Source organism: Isoptericola sp. b408 (assembly GCF_030588085.1).
Lineage (GTDB): Bacteria > Actinomycetota > Actinomycetes > Actinomycetales > Cellulomonadaceae > Isoptericola > Isoptericola sediminis.
This window is the reverse complement of the sequence record NZ_JAUQYQ010000005.1, coordinates 1-14,268: the sequence shown is the minus strand read 5'-3', so window position 1 is coordinate 14,268 and position 14,268 is coordinate 1. Positions and strand designations below refer to the sequence as shown.

13 protein-coding genes are annotated in these 14,268 nt (G+C 74.8%); 1 reads left to right on the top strand and 12 read right to left on the bottom strand.

Going from position 1 to position 14,268, the window contains the following annotated elements:
• Positions 1-12 precede the first annotated feature (12 nt).
• Complete coding sequence (locus Q6347_RS13600; RefSeq protein WP_304607632.1) at positions 13-966, top strand: heme A synthase; 954 nt, start codon at positions 13-15, stop codon at positions 964-966.
• 16 nt (positions 967-982) lie between these two features.
• On the opposite strand, the gene Q6347_RS13595 is transcribed toward Q6347_RS13600, so the two are convergent.
• The 12 genes from Q6347_RS13595 to Q6347_RS13540 form a co-directional block, all read right to left on the bottom strand.
• Positions 983-1,639 carry an NUDIX hydrolase gene (locus Q6347_RS13595; RefSeq protein WP_304603828.1) on the bottom strand — a complete coding sequence of 219 codons (657 nt, stop codon included), beginning with the start codon at positions 1,637-1,639 and terminating at the stop codon, positions 983-985.
• Positions 1,636-3,321 carry a CTP synthase gene (locus tag Q6347_RS13590; protein WP_304603827.1) on the bottom strand — a complete coding sequence of 562 codons (1,686 nt, stop codon included), beginning with the start codon at positions 3,319-3,321 and terminating at the stop codon, positions 1,636-1,638. Before Q6347_RS13590 ends, Q6347_RS13595 begins: the two co-directional genes overlap by 4 nt.
• Positions 3,322-3,400: 79 nt before the next feature.
• Entirely contained in the window at positions 3,401-5,047 is a 1,647-nt protein-coding gene (murJ, locus tag Q6347_RS13585) for a murein biosynthesis integral membrane protein MurJ (protein ID WP_304607631.1), read from the bottom strand.
• Positions 5,044-5,931 (bottom strand): hypothetical protein, encoded by an 888-nt coding sequence (locus Q6347_RS13580; RefSeq protein ID WP_304603825.1) that lies wholly within the window; start codon positions 5,929-5,931, stop codon positions 5,044-5,046. Before Q6347_RS13580 ends, murJ begins: the two co-directional genes overlap by 4 nt.
• Positions 5,931-6,977, bottom strand: a complete 1,047-nt coding sequence (locus Q6347_RS13575; RefSeq protein WP_304603824.1) for a copper transporter — start codon at positions 6,975-6,977, stop codon at positions 5,931-5,933. The genes Q6347_RS13580 and Q6347_RS13575 overlap by 1 nt, the downstream gene beginning before the upstream one ends.
• Positions 6,978-7,017: 40 nt before the next feature.
• Positions 7,018-8,208, bottom strand: coding sequence for a putative cytokinetic ring protein SteA (gene steA / locus Q6347_RS13570; RefSeq protein ID WP_304603823.1), 1,191 nt, complete (start codon positions 8,206-8,208; stop codon positions 7,018-7,020).
• 6 nt (positions 8,209-8,214) lie between these two features.
• A complete protein-coding gene (recN, locus tag Q6347_RS13565; RefSeq protein ID WP_304604443.1) occupies positions 8,215-9,915 on the bottom strand; it encodes a DNA repair protein RecN in 1,701 nt (566 codons plus the stop codon).
• A gap of 2 nt (positions 9,916-9,917) precedes the next feature.
• The gene (locus Q6347_RS13560) at positions 9,918-10,856 is read right to left on the bottom strand and encodes an NAD kinase (RefSeq protein ID WP_171245877.1); all 939 of its coding nucleotides are present in this window, start codon (positions 10,854-10,856) and stop codon (positions 9,918-9,920) included.
• Entirely contained in the window at positions 10,853-11,743 is an 891-nt protein-coding gene (locus Q6347_RS13555) for a TlyA family RNA methyltransferase (protein ID WP_304607630.1), read from the bottom strand. Before Q6347_RS13555 ends, Q6347_RS13560 begins: the two co-directional genes overlap by 4 nt.
• Positions 11,743-11,928, bottom strand: a complete 186-nt coding sequence (locus Q6347_RS13550; protein ID WP_171245879.1) for a hypothetical protein — start codon at positions 11,926-11,928, stop codon at positions 11,743-11,745. The genes Q6347_RS13555 and Q6347_RS13550 overlap by 1 nt, the downstream gene beginning before the upstream one ends.
• Before the next feature lie 74 nt (positions 11,929-12,002).
• Positions 12,003-13,013, bottom strand: coding sequence for an HAD-IIA family hydrolase (locus Q6347_RS13545; protein WP_304607629.1), 1,011 nt, complete (start codon positions 13,011-13,013; stop codon positions 12,003-12,005).
• On the bottom strand, positions 13,010-13,696 hold the full coding sequence (locus Q6347_RS13540; RefSeq protein ID WP_304603820.1) for a hypothetical protein: 687 nt from the start codon (positions 13,694-13,696) through the stop codon (positions 13,010-13,012). Before Q6347_RS13540 ends, Q6347_RS13545 begins: the two co-directional genes overlap by 4 nt.
• Positions 13,697-14,268: the final 572 nt, after the last annotated feature.

The window sequence follows — 14,268 nt, the reverse complement described above, 5'->3', positions numbered from 1 at the left end:
TACCGTGGTGCTGTGAGCACGTCCGCACCCGCCGAGGCCTCCCGTACCCCCGCACGCCGTGACCGGCTCGCCCGGTTCCGCGGCTGGACCCGGGGCGTGCTGATCGCCAACGTGATCGCCCAGATCGGCATCATCGTCACCGGGGGCGCCGTGCGGCTCACCGGGTCCGGGCTGGGATGCTCCACGTGGCCGCAGTGCGAGCCCGGGAGCTTCACCCCCGTCTTCCACGCCGAGGTCGGGATCCACCCGTACATCGAGTTCGGCAACCGGCTCCTGACGTTCGTCCTGGCGGCGATCGCGGTGCTCGTGCTGCTCCTGGTCCTCACCGACCGCCGCCGGTCGCGTGCCTACCGGTGGCTCGGCGTCGTCCCGCTGGCCGGCGTCGTCGCCCAGGCCGTCATCGGCGGCGTCGTCGTCCTGCTCGACCTCCACCCGGCGTGGGTTTCGCTGCACTTCGTCGTCTCGGCGGCGCTGGTGTGGCTCGCCGCGTACCTGTTGCACCGGCACTGCGAGGGCGACGGGGCCCCGACCCCGGTCGGACCCCGCACCGTCACCCTCGCCGGGCGTGCCCTGGCGCTGCTCGTGGTGCCCGTCGTGCTGCTCGGCGTCGCCGTCACCGCCGCCGGACCGCACTCCGGGGACGCGGAGGTCGGCTACCGCCTGGCCGTCGACCCGCTGCTCATGACACGCGCCCACTCGGCCTCGGTGTGGTTGTTCGTCGGGGTGCTCACGGTGCTGCTGGTCCTGCTGCACCGGACCCCTGACGCTGCCGAGGACCCGCTCGTGCGCCGCGCGCGGGCCGGCGCGTGGCTCCTGCTCGCCGTGACCCTGGCACAGGGCGCGGTCGGCTACGTCCAGTACTTCACCGGGTTGCCCGAGATCCTCGTCGCCCTGCACATGCTGGGCGCGGGTCTGCTCGTGTGGGCGACGGCGAACGCCGTCCTGCGGCTGCGCACCCGCGCCTGACCCACCACGCCCGCGGTCAGTCGGGCAGCACTCCCCGGCGGTGGGGCCACTCCGCCTCCACAGGTCGCAGCGAGGCCCAGCCGCCGGCGCGGCTCGCCGCCGCGGCCAGGATGCCCGTCACGGCGGACGGGTTGTGCAGCTCACCGGCGAGGACGTGGGCGACCGCCTCGTCCAGCGGCACCCACGCCGTGACGATCTCGGCCTCCTCGCCGTGCCGTTCGTGGCGTTCGGCCTCCGGCACCTCGTGCACGTCCCGCGCCAGGAAGATCCGCACGGACTCGTTGCTGAAACCGGGCGTCGTCGCGTAGTCGGCCAGCACGTCCCAGCGGTCCGCGACGACGTCGGCCTCCTCGGCGAGCTCGCGCGCCGCCGCCTCGACGGCGGGTTCGCCGTCGACGTCGAGCAACCCGGCCGGCACCTCCCACATGACGGTGCGCACCGGGTGCCGGTACTGGCGCAGCAGCAGGACCCGGTCCTGCGGGTCCAGGACGACGATCGCGACGGCTCCGGGGTGGTCCAGGTACTCACGCGTCACGACGCCGGCGTCGCCGAGGTCGATGTCGTCGCGCACCAGGTCGAAGACCGTGCCGGCATGCACCGTGGTCCGGCCGACGACGGGCCGCGGGGCGACCTCGTCCCGGCCCGCGACGACCTCCGACGTCCGGCCGCTCATGCGGTCGCGCCCTGGCGCTCCAGGGCCGCGGCGACGAGGCCGGAGAACAGCGGGTGCGAGCCCGTCGGCCGGGACTTGAACTCCGGGTGCGCCTGCGTGCTGATGTAGTACGGGTGCACGTCGGCGGGGAGCTCGACGAACTCCACGAGGTCACCGTCGGGCGAGGTGCCGCTGATCCGCAGCCCGGCCTCCTCCAGCCGGTCGCGGTACAGGTTGTTCACCTCGTACCGGTGCCGGTGCCGCTCGGAGACCTCCGTGGTGCCGTAGGTCTTGGCCGCCACGGATCCCTCGGCCAGGGCCGCCGGGTAGGCACCGAGACGCATCGTGCCACCCAGGTCCCCGTCGCCGCCGACGATGGCGAGCTGCTCGGCCATGGTCGCGATGACGGGGTCGGCGGAGTCCGGGTCGAACTCCGTCGAGGACGCCTCCGTCAGCCCCAGCACGTTGCGTGCGTACTCGATGACCATGGACTGCAGCCCGAGGCAGATGCCCAGGGTGGGTACGAGGTTCTCACGCGCCCAGCGCAGCGCCCCGACCTTGCCGTCGATGCCGCGCACCCCGAAGCCGCCGGGCACGAGGACGGCGTCCACACCGGCCAGGGCCTCCTGGGCCCCCGCGCGCGTGGCGCAGTCGTCCGCCGCGACCCAGCGGATCCCGACCCGCGTGTCGTTGTCGAACCCGCCGGCGCGCAGGGCCTCGGTGACCGACAGGTAGGCGTCGGGCAGGTCGATGTACTTGCCGACCAACGCGATCTCGACGTTGTGCTCGGGGGCGTGCACCCGCTCCAGGACACGGTTCCAGCCGCCCCACTCGACGTCGTGGAACGGCAGGTCGAGCCGGCGCACCACGTAGGCGTCCAACCCCTCGGAGTGCACGACGCGCGGGATGTCGTAGATGCTCGGCGCGTCCGCCGCGTTGACGACCGCCTCGTTCTCCACGTCGCACATCATCGCGATCTTGTGCTTGATGGGGGTCGGCACGGTCCGGTCGGACCGCAGCACGATGGCGTCCGGCTGGATGCCGATCGAGCGCAGCGCGGCGACCGAGTGCTGGGTCGGCTTCGTCTTCAGCTCGCCGGAGGGCCCGATGTACGGCACGAGGGACACGTGCAGGAAGAAGCAGTCGTCGCGGCCGAGCTCGTGGCGCACCTGGCGGGCCGCCTCGAGGAACGGCAGCGACTCGATGTCTCCGACGGTGCCGCCGATCTCGGTGATGATCACGTCGACGTCGGGGCCCGCCTGGTCCCGCATCCGCAGCTTGATCTCGTCGGTGATGTGCGGGATGACCTGCACCGTGTCGCCGAGGTACTCCCCGCGGCGCTCCTTGGCGATGACGCGGGAGTAGACCTGGCCGGTGGTCACGTTGGACGAGGCCGGGAGCTCGACGTCGAGGAAGCGCTCGTAGTGCCCGATGTCCAGGTCGGTCTCGGCGCCGTCCTCGGTGACGAACACCTCGCCGTGCTGGAACGGGTTCATGGTGCCCGGGTCCACGTTGAGGTACGGGTCGAGCTTCTGCATCGTGACCCGCAGGCCGCGGGACCGCAGCAGGCGTCCGAGGGAGGAGGCCGTCAGCCCCTTGCCGAGAGACGAGGCGACGCCGCCCGTCACGAAGATGTGGCGCGTCGGGTGCGTGGCACCGGCGCGGCTCGAGGAACGGGAGGTTCGGTTCACGGTGTCAGCCACGGAACTCCATGCTAACCGAACCCCGCCCGCTCGGCGTGCGGGACACGGGGGTCGGGAGCGTGCCGTGCGGCACAGCGGGTCACCGGCGTCGCAGCAGCCGTCGCCCCGTGCCGAGGGCCCGCGACCGCACGTCCCGGTCGGCCACCGCCGCCGCGAGCAGGACCACGAGCGCCGCGAGCAGCCCCGCGAGCAGCCCCCAGCCGACGTCGGCGGCGATCCAGGCGGCCTCGAGGTCGTCCGTGGCACGATCCACGACCGGCACCCCCCAGCGCCCGGCGACCGCGCCGAGCGCGCCGGCGAGCACCGCGACACCACCGGTGCGCACCACGCCGCGCAGGGCGGGTGCCCCGACCCGGCGCCGCACCGCCAGCAGCAGGGCGGCACCGGCGACGGTCATGCCGACCGTGGTGGCCCCGCCCAACCAGGCCAGCACGGCCTGCTCGGCGTCCGCTCCCCCGGCGAAGACCGGGACCGCGAGCCCGACGCCGACGGCGACGACGACCCAGCCGGACGCCGTCGCCACGACCGCGGCCCGGGGGGCGCCGACCGCGTACAGCAGGCGCGAGAGCTGCAGGATCAGGGCGTAGCCGAGCAGGCCGGGTGCCATCCAGGCCAGCGCGGCGGCGAGCCCGTCGGCGTCCCCGTCCGCCACCACGCCGAAGACGTTCTCGACCAGCGGCGCCGCGGCGACGAGCGCGGCGGCACCGGCCGCCGAGACGACCACGAGGACCCGCGTGGTCGACGACACCAGCCGCGCGAGGTCGTCGCCGCGTCCCTGGGAGGCCAGCTCGGAGAACCGCGGGAAGGCGCTCGTCGCGATCGGGAAGGCCAGGACCGCGTACGGCAGGAAGTAGACGTTCTGGGCGTACAGGAAGATCGTCCAGGTCCCGTCACCCCCGGCCTCGTTGGCGGACGCCATCGTGGCCAGCAGCGCGAGCTGCTGCGCGACCAGCGCGCCGATGCCCGCCGAGGCCAGCCGTGCGGCCCGCCGGCCCTCGCCGTCCGGGAAGCGCAGGGTGGGGCGCAGCCGCAGGCCCGTCCGCGCGACGGGCACGACCAGCGGCAGCGCGAGGAACGCCACCCCCGCCGTCATGCCCCAGGCGAGCCAGCCGAGGGCCTGGGACGTGAGCTCGGCGACGTCCTGCTGGTTGCCCTCGGCCAGCTGCCCGAAGCGGGCGTAGACCCCGATGACGACGAGGCTGGAGACCAGCGGCGCGAACGCCGGCCAGAAGAAGCGGTTGTGGGCCTGCAGGATGCCGCCGAGGACGACGGCCAGGCCGTACAGCGGCACCTGCACGGCGAAGACCCGCAGGAAGTCCGCCGCGACGGCCACGTTGACCGGGTCGTGCAGCCGCAGGACGTGCTCGGCCAGGGGGTCGGCGAGCAGCGCCATGAGACCGGCGACCGGGACGAGGACCACGACGGTCCAGCCCAGCAGCGCCGAGGCGGTCCGCGAGGCGTTCTGCCGGTCCCCGCGCACGAGGAACCCGGACAGCAGCGGGACGACGGCACCCGTCAGGGCGCCGCCGGCCGCGATCTCGAACAGGACGTTCGGCAGCAGGTTCGCGGCGTTGAGGGGGGCGTCGACCCCGTCGGTTCCCACGAACCGGGCCTGCGCCAGCCAGCGCCCGAACCCGACGACCCGGCTCGCCAGCGTGACGACGGTGATCAGTGCCGCCGCGCCGGCGACCGCTGAGCCGATCCGCCGAGCGCCCGACGCGCTCACCCGGCCGCGCCCCCGGCGTCGGGCGCCCGGCCCGCGACCGCCGCGGGTGCCGCGGGGCGCCGACCGAGCCGGTCGAGGCGCCGCAGCCACGGCGTGCGGTCGATGACGGTGGAGAAGCTGACCCGCTCCGACGCGAGCGTCAGCCCCACCACGGCGGCCAGCGCCCCGACCCGGACCGGGCGGGACGCGGAGACCGCCCACTGCGCCCCCACGAAGGCACCCAGAGCGTTCGCCCCACCGTCGCCGAGCATGTCGCGCTCGGCCAGGTCGGCGGGCGCGGACGCCGCCGCGACACCCAGCACCGCACCCGTGGTCCCGCCGCCCGGTGCGGCGAGCACCCCCGCGGACAGCGCCGCGGAGGCCTTCAGCGCCCTGCCCGGGCGCAGGTCGAGCAGGTTCACGAGGTTCGCGGTGCCGGCGATCAGCGCGCCGTTGACGACGACGTCCGCCAGGTGCCCGGCCGCACCGCCCCGACGAGGTGTCCCGACCGCCGCGGCGAGGAGCGCCGTCGTCCCGATACCCAGGACCTTCAGGCCGCCGGTCGTGACCTCGCCGCGCGACAGCGCGCCCAGGTGACCCCGCAGCCCCTTGGTGCGGGTGGTGGTGTCCTCGGCGAGGTCGTCCACCACGCCGAACGCCGCGGCGCCCGTGGTCGCCGTCACCAGCGCCGCACGCGTCCTGGTGTCGGCACCGCCCACGACCGCTCCCACGACGAGCCCGGCGGCCGCCGCCGGGCCCTCCAGCATGGAGACGGGTTCGTCGCGATGGTTCGTCCGCGTCCACCGCTCGCGCCCGCCGGGTGGTGCGGACTCCAGCACCCGGCGCGCGACAGCGGTCGCCACGGCGGCGGACAGCCCGGCCGCCAGCAGACGGAGCGACCGCATCAGGAGTCCTCGCCGGTCGTCCCGGTGTCCCCGGTAGACGCCTCGTCACCGGCCGTGCCACCGGACTCCTGCGCGGCGTCCTCCCCGTCGGGGGCCCGGACCACCGGGGGCACGGCCTCGGCGTCCTCCTCGAACCCGTACTGCCCGACCTCGTCGGCCGCCTGCGCGGCGATCGCCAGCGGGACGTTCATCCGCATGGTCTCCTGCTCGATCCCGCTGACCGTGCTCGTGGACGCCACGACCTCCTCGGTCGCCCGCAGCTCGGTGAGCAGGTCGCCGTCGACCGCGGTCGGGCCGGCCACGACGACCGTGCCCGCCACCGACTGCAGCGTCACCACGGTGCTCGGCACGTCGACGTCCTCGTCCACCTCCGGCGACTCCGAGCCGGGTGCACCGTCGTCCTCGGCCGCACCCGCGGTGAGCAGCAGCACCGCGTCCGCGGGCGCCGACGGCGCGAACCGGGAGTCGACGAGGCCGACCTGGGTGAGCAGCTGGTAGAGCTCGACGGCGCGGTCGCTGCGCTGTCCCGGCGTCTGCTCGTCGGCCTCGGTCAGGGCCACGCCCAGCACCGTGCCGAGCACCTGGGACGTGGTGGCGTCCTCGGCGACCATGTCCTCGAGACGGCCCCGCTGGCCGTCCGCGACCGTGTCGCGGAGCACCGAGTCGTCGACGGCGTCCCAGGACTCGGTCATCGAGGACTGGGCCACCACCCGGGCCCCGGCGGCCTCGAGCTGGTTCACGACGTCGAGCTCCAGGGTCTCGGAGATGCCGTCGACGTCCACGACGGCCACGTTGACGTCCTCGAGCGAGCCGTCGACCAGCTCGGCACCGGCCCCCAGGGCGTACGCCTGCAGGTCGGCGAGCTCCGCCTCGGTCGCGGTGAGGCTGTCGCGCAGGGCGGTGCGCTCCACGCGCAGCGCCTCCACCTGGTCCGTGAGCTGGTCCCCGATGGCGTTCTGCAGGGGGCCGGCGCCCAGGATGATGCCGACCGCGAGCGCCAGGAAGACGCTGATCAGCGAGACGAGGTGGTAACGGAAGTCGATCACGGGGTCGGGGTGCTCCTAGGTCGAGGGGATCGCGGGCGGCTCAGCCGCCGAAGAGGCTACCGATCCACGACACGAGGTCGTCGATCTGGGCTCCGACGAGCCCGAACGCGGTCTGCCCGGCTGCCGTCGACCACAGGGCGGCCAGGACCGCCGCCACGCCGGCGAGCGACAGCAGTGTCAGCTGCAGGTTGGAGATCCTGGTGCGGTACAGCCGGGAGACACCCTTGGCGTCGACCAGCTTGCCGCCCACCCGCAGCCGGGTCAGGAAGGTGCTCGCCATGCCGGCGCGGCCCTTGTCGAGGAACTCCACCAGGGTGGCGTGGGTGCCGACCGCGACGATCAGCTTGGCGCCCTTGTCGTCGGCGAGCAGCATCGCGATGTCCTCGCTGGTGCCGGTGGCCGGGAACACGACGGGGTCGACCCCCAGCGCCCGCACGCGCTCCAGTCCCGGGGCGTTGCCGTCGCGGTAGGCGTGCACGACGATCTCGGCGCCGCAGGACAGTGCACGGTCCGAGACCGAGTCCATGTCCCCGACGATCATGTCCGGCCGGTACCCGGCGTCCAGGATGGCGTCCGCCCCGCCGTCGACACCGACCAGCACGGGCCGGTTCTCCGCGATGTACGAGCGCAGCATCGCGAGGTCCTCGCGGTAGTGGTACCCGCGCACGACGATCAGCACGTGCCGGCCGTCGATCTCGGTGCGCACGTCCGGCACGCCCACGCCGTCGAGCAGCAGGTCGCGCTCACGCCGCAGGTACGACAGCGTGTTCTCGGCGAACCGCTCGATCTCGTCGGAGAGCCCCTCGCGCGCGGCGGCGAGGTCCCGCTCCACGGTCTCGGGCGTCTGCCGGGTGCCCGTCGCGAAGCGCTGACCGTCCACGAGCACGGCGCCGCCCTCGACGGTCACCCGCGCGCCGTCGTGCACGGTCATGATCTCCGGACCGAGGTCGTCGACCAGGATGATGCCCGCCTGCAGCAGGATGTCGGGACCCGCGTTCGGGTAGCGGCCGGTCGTCGACGGCGCGGCGTTGAGCACCGCGCACGGGCCGGCGGCCACCAGCGCCTCGGCGGCGACCCGGTCGATGTCGGCGTGGTCGATGACGGCGACGTCGCCCGGACGCAGCCGCTTGGTGAGGTCCTTGGTCCGCGCGCCGACGCGCGCCGTGCCCCCGCCGTCGGCGTCGTCGCTGGTGTCGGGGCTGCGGTCGGCCCGGCGCAGGATCATTTTCATCGCCGCCTATCGTCCCACGGCCGAGGACTCGAGAAGTTCGAGGGCATGCTGACGTGCCGTCGCGGAGTCCTCCTGGCCGGACAGCATCCGCGCCAGCTCGCGGACCCGGTCGTCCTCGGCGACCTGCTGGACCCCGGTGACGGTGACGTCGTCGCCCTCGGTCGCCTTCGTCACGACCAGGTGGGCGTCCGCGAACGCGGCCACCTGCGCCAGGTGCGTGACCACCACCACCTGGGTGCGACGGGCCAGCTGCGCCAGGCGGCGGCCGACCTCCACGGCGGCGCGGCCCCCGACCCCGGCGTCGACCTCGTCGAACACGAAGGTGGGCAGCACGGGCTCGTCGCCGGCCGTGGCCAGGGCGACCTCGACCGCCAGCATGACGCGCGAGAGCTCACCGCCGGAGGCTCCCTTGCCCAACGGGCGGGCGGGGGCCCCGGGGTGCGGTTCGAGCAGGAAGGCGACCTGGTCCGCACCCGAGGGCCCGGGGTCGGTCCCGCGCACCTCGACCTCGAGGCGCGCCCCGGACATCGCGAGGCCCGACAGCTCGGCGGTGACCGCCTCGGCGAGCCGGTCGGAGGCGGCCCGACGCCCCGCCGTGACCCGCGTGGCGAGCTCGGCGAGGCGGTCGTCCAGCTCGACGACCCGGTCGCGCATCGCGGTGACGCGGTCGTCCCCGTCGTCCAGGTCGAGGAGCCTCAGCCCGGCGTCGGAGGCCCAGCGCAGCACCTCGTCGACGGTGTCGCCGTAGCTGCGGGTCAGCGTGCCGAGCTCCGCGAGTCGCTGGTGCGCCGTCTCCAGCGCGGCCGGGTCGGCCTGCAGGTCGGCCACGTAGCCGGACAGCTCGGTCGCCACGTCGTTGACGAGGTAGGTCGCCTCCGCGAGCCGCCCGGCCTGCTCGCCGAGCGCCGGGTCCGCCTCCGCGACGGCCTCCAGGGAGCGACGGGCCTGCTCGAGCGCGTGCACGGCCGACCCCTCGGTCTCCATGTCGAGGCCGACGACGGCGTCGTGCGCCCGCTGGGCGGCCTGCCGCAGCTCCTCGGCGTTGCCGAGCCGCGACGTGAGGGCGGTCAGCTCCGCGTCCTCGCCGGGCTGCGGGTCGATGCGCTCGACCTCGGCCAGCCCGAGCCGCAGCAGCTCCGCCTCGCGGGCGCGTTCGGCGGCGCGCGACGTCAGGTCGTCGATCTCGGCCCGCAGCCCGGCCCGTTCGGTCCACGCCGTGCGGTAGGCGGACAGCACCTCCGCGTGCTCGGACCCGGCGAACCGGTCGAGAGCCTCGCGCTGCTTGGCCGGCGTCCGCAGCCGCAGCTGGTCGGACTGCCCGTGGACCGTCACGAGCTCGTCGGCGACCTCGGCCAGGACCCCCTGGGGCACTCCGCGTCCGCCGAGGTGGGCGCGGGACCGGCCCGCGGCGACCGTGCGCACGACCACGACCGAGCCGTCGTCGTCCACGCTGCCCCCGGCGTCGTCGACCCGTCCGACGACCTCGGGGTGACGGGTCAGGTCGATCCGGCCCTCCACGACGGCCCGCTCGGCACCGGGCCGGATGCCGCCCGGGTCGGCCTTGCCACCCATGAGCAGCCCGAGCCCGGTCAGCACCATGGTCTTGCCCGCACCGGTCTCACCGGTGATCACGGTCAGGCCCGCGGACAGCGGGACCCGTGCCGAGCGAATGACCCCGAGGTCCTCGATCGCGATCTCCTCGAGCACCCTCACGCCTCCTTCTGGCCCTGGTCGGTGGGCACGGACCGCCGCGCCGACCCGTCGGCGGCCTGCCGCCAGCCGATGACGGGCAGGTTGAACTTGGACACGAGCCGGTCCGTGAACGGGGCCGGCATCAGGCGGGCGAACCGGAGCGGGATCGCGCCGCTGCGGACGTGCACGCGGGAGCCGGCGGGCAGCTCGATGCTGCGCCGGCCGTCGCACGTCAGCACGCCGGGGACGGGACTGCGCTCCAGGACCTCCACGACGTACTCCGAGCGCGGGCTGATCACCAGAGGCCGGGAGAACAACGCGTGGGCGGACAGGGGCACCAGCAGGACGGCGTCGACGTCCGGCCACATCACCGGTCCCCCGGCGGAGAAGGCGTGCGCCGTGGAGCCGGTCGCGGTCGAGACCAGCACGCCGTCGCACCCGAAGGAGCTCAGCGGACGACCGTCGACGGCGATCCCGACCTCGAGCATGCGCTCGCGGTCACCCTTCTCGATCGTGGCCTCGTTCAGCGCCCAGCCCGTGACGGGCTCGTCCTGGTCCGGCCGGTGCACGACGACGTCGACCACGCGCCGCTCCTCGACGACGTAGTCGTGGGCCGCCAGCCGGCGCACGGCGTCGTGCAGGTTCTCGCGCTCGGACTCGGCGAGGAAGCCGACGTGGCCCAGGTTGACCCCGAGCAGGGGCACGTCCGTGCCGTGCGTCAGCTCCGCGGCGCGCAGGATGGTGCCGTCCCCGCCGAGCACCATGACGACCTCGGACTCGGCGACGCCCTCGCGCAGCCGGACCGAGGAGATCCGGTCGCCGAAGGTCTCGGCGAGGTCGTCGTCGTGCAGCGTGACCTCGAAGCCGGCCGCCTCGAGCTCCTCGACCGCCTCGGACATCGCGGCGACGGCGCGTGGACGGCCCGCGTGGGTCACGATCAGGACGCGGCGCGTCATCTCTCGCCTCCCGTGCCGGGCCGGGCCACGGCGATCACCGGCGGCAGCTGGCCGTCGGGCTCCCAGGCGGCGGACCGGTCCGCCGCCTGCCGCACGGCGCCGTCGTCGGCCGTGGCGACCTCGGCCGAACGACGCAGCCAGACGAAGAACTCCCGGTTGCCGCTGGGCCCGGGCACCGGGCTGGGCACGACGGCCCGTGGCACGAGCCCGTGGCCGGCGGCTGCCGTGACGACGTCCGTCACCGCCGCGGCGTGCAGCGACGGGTCGCGGACGACGCCCCCGCTGCCGAGACGGTCCCTCCCCACCTCGAACTGCGGCTTGACCAGGAGCAGCAGGTCGGCCCCCGGCGGGACGGACGCGGCCACCGGACCCAGCACGAGCCGCAGGGAGATGAACGACAGGTCACCGACGACGACGTCGGGCGGCACGGGCAGGTCGTCGGGCGTGAGGTCGCGGACGTTGAACCCTTCCACGACGGTGACGCGAGGGTCGCTGCGCAGCGCGTCGACGAGCTGGTCGTGCCCGACGTCCATCGCGACGACGTGCGACGCCCCACGACGCAGCAGCACGTCGGTGAACCCGCCGGTGGAGGCGCCCAGGTCCAGGCAGCGGGCGCCGGCGAGCCGGTCCGTCAGGGCACGACCCGCCGGCTGCCGCGACAGGGCGTCCAATGCCCCGGCGAGCTTGCCGCCGGCACGCGAGGCGTAGCCGGGATCGTCCGGGTCGGGGGTGACGGTCAGACGGTCGTCGTCGCCGACGGGTGCGGACGCCTTGGTGACGACGGTCCCGTCGACCAGGACCCGCCCCTCGGCGACGAACGCGGTGGCCTGGCGACGGGACCGGGCCAGTCCGCGCCGCACGAGCTCGCTGTCGGCACGGCTGGGCATCAGGCCTCCGCTCCGTCCGTCCTCGAGCCCTCGGGGTCGTCCAGACGCGCCCGCAGGTGCTCGTGCACGGCCTCGAAACGCGCCGGGTGCTCGGTCGTCGGCAGGTCGTCGAGCCCGTCCAGCGGGGCGAGAGAGGTGGTGCGGTCGGTCGGCTGGTCGCCGACGGCGGTCGCGTCGTCCGACATGGCACTCCCCTCGATCGATCCTGCTCAACGCTACCTGGTCGGGCCCGTCCGGCCGTCCCGACGCACAGGAGCCCTCAGGCGGTCAGTTCCGGCACGCTGTCCGCGGCGACCTGCTCGCCGTCGTCGGCGGCGCTCCATGCGGCGGCACAGGCTGCCCGCACGACGTCGATGCCGGCGGGGCCCTGGTCGTCGAGCTCGAGCCGGCCGTCGACGACGCGGGCCGCCCGGTCACCGCACCGCCACCAGCCGCCCTCGCGGGACGGTGCCTCGTGCGGCACGAGGAGGGACCGCAGGTCCGCCCCCACGAAGTGCGGGCGCAGGCCCGGCTCGGCCAGCACCGCGTCCCGGGCCGAGGAGACCCCGGTCAGGACGTGCAGGCCGGCGTAGCCGGCGGCCCGGGCACCGGCCAGGTCGGTGTCCAGCCGGTCCCCGATCACCAGGGGTCGTTCGGCACCGACGCGGTCGACGGCCAGGCGGTACATCGTCGGCGAGGGCTTGCCCGCGCTGTCCGGCTCGATCCCGGTCGCGGCGACGACGGCCGCGACGAGCGCACCGTTGCCGGGCGCGAAGCCCCGGGCGGTCGGCAGGGACATGTCGCGGTTGCTCGCGACGTGCCAGGCGCCGCCGGCGACCGCGTAGGCCGCCTCGGCCAGGTCGGCCCACGCCAGCTCCGGGGCGAATCCCTGCGCCACGGCGTCCGGCGCGTCGTCGGCGCTGCCGACGACCTCGAAACCCGCCTCGCGCACCGCGGTGACCAGTCCCCGTCCGCCGACGACCAGCACGCGGGCCCCCGGCGCGAGGCGCGAGGAGAGGAGGCTGGCGCAGGCCTGCGCAGCCGTCATGACCTCGTCCGGTGACGTGGGGATGTCGAGGTCGCTCAGCTGGCCGGACACCTCCTCGGGCTCACGCGAGGCGTTGTTGGTCACGAAGAGCAGCTGCAGGCCGGTGGCACGCGCCGAGCCCAGGCTCGCGGCCGCGTGGTCGATCGGCAGGTGACCCTGGTAGGCCACCCCGTCGAGGTCGACGAGAGCGAGGTCGTAGGCCTCGGCGAGCGGGATGTCGCAGGCCTCGAGACCGGCGCTCACCGGTCGTCCTCCGCCTCGTTCCCCTCGTCGGCCGACTCGTCGTAGGCGTCGAACACGACGACGTCCTCGTCGGGCGTCGCGGCGGCACCGATGGCCCGCTCGAGCGCCACCGGGTCGACACCTGCCAGGACCGTCGCGGCCTCGTCGGACCGTCCCGCAGCCTCCAGAGCGACGGCCCGCGCCTGCAGGACGCGCAGACCGAGGTCACCACGTCGCTCCGACGCGGGGATGCGGTCAAGCACCACCAGTGCGGCGTCGTGCTCGCCGAGGTCGGTGCGGGCGCCGCTGACGACGATGGCCAGCTCCGTCCGCGCCGCGGCGTCGAGCGTGCGCGCCTCCTCGGACCCGGCCAGCGCGATCGCGCGCTCCGGGCGCCCGAGCCCGCGTTCCGCGTCGGCCATCAACGGCAGGTGCTCCGAGGAGCCGTTCAGCCGCCGCACCGTGCGCAGCTCGCGCAGCGCCTCGGCGTAGCGTCCGGTGCGGTAGGCGGCGATCCCCGCGGCCTCGCGCACGACGTCGATGCGCCCGGCACGGCGGACCGCCGCCTGGGCGTGGGCGTAGGCGAGCTCCGGGTCGCTGTCGAGCAGGCGACCGGCCATGACCAGATGGGCGCCCACCCGCTCGGCGTTCTCCTTGCTCAGTCCGCGCAGCCGGGCACGTGCCTCCTTGTCGAGGTCACGCATGTGCACGTCCTCGGGGAGCTGCGGGTCACGGGGGCCACGGTCGGCCGGGGCGGAGGGTCGATCGCCGCGGGGCGCACCGCGGTTGCCACGGTGCTGGTCGTCCGCGCGGTCCCGGTGACCGCCGTGCGGGTGGCCTCCGTCGCGACGACGCGAGTCGTTCCCCCGGCGGGGCTGACCGTCGCGGCGGGGCTGACCGTCGCGGCGGGGCTGGTCGCCACGTCCGGGACGACCGTCCCGCGACGGGCGGCCCCGAGGGGCTCCCCCGCGCGAACCTCCGCGTGGCGCTCCCCGGCGCGGGTCGTGTCCGTCGCCGGAATCCGGGGTGCCGCGCGGCGTGTCGTTCACTGTGGTCCTCTCGTGACTGGGCAACGCCCGATTCTCCCATGTCCGTCGGCCGGCCCGCGAACCGGCCCCCCGCGGGCTGCGGTGGGCGCGTGTGGAGTCGCCCACACAGCAGCAGGCCCCCCACCTGTGGTGGGGGGCCTGCTGTGAAGGGTGTCCGGCGGCGTCCTACTCTCCCACCCCGTCTCCAGGGCAGTACCATCGGCGCTGAAGGGCTGAGCTTCCGGGTT

What these genes read in the sequence shown, in the direction of transcription:
- Q6347_RS13595 (WP_304603828.1), bottom strand. Translation starts at nt 1,639, where the DNA reads ATGAGCGGCCGGACGTCGGAGGTCGTCGCGGGCCGGGACGAGGTCGCC.
- Q6347_RS13580 (WP_304603825.1), bottom strand. Translation starts at nt 5,931, where the DNA reads ATGCGGTCGCTCCGTCTGCTGGCGGCCGGGCTGTCCGCCGCCGTGGCG.
- steA (WP_304603823.1), bottom strand. Translation starts at nt 8,208, where the DNA reads ATGAAAATGATCCTGCGCCGGGCCGACCGCAGCCCCGACACCAGCGAC.
- Q6347_RS13560 (WP_171245877.1), bottom strand. Translation starts at nt 10,856, where the DNA reads ATGACGCGCCGCGTCCTGATCGTGACCCACGCGGGCCGTCCACGCGCC.
- Q6347_RS13555 (WP_304607630.1), bottom strand. Translation starts at nt 11,743, where the DNA reads ATGCCCAGCCGTGCCGACAGCGAGCTCGTGCGGCGCGGACTGGCCCGG.
- Q6347_RS13550 (WP_171245879.1), bottom strand. Translation starts at nt 11,928, where the DNA reads ATGTCGGACGACGCGACCGCCGTCGGCGACCAGCCGACCGACCGCACC.
- Q6347_RS13540 (WP_304603820.1), bottom strand. Translation starts at nt 13,696, where the DNA reads ATGCGTGACCTCGACAAGGAGGCACGTGCCCGGCTGCGCGGACTGAGC.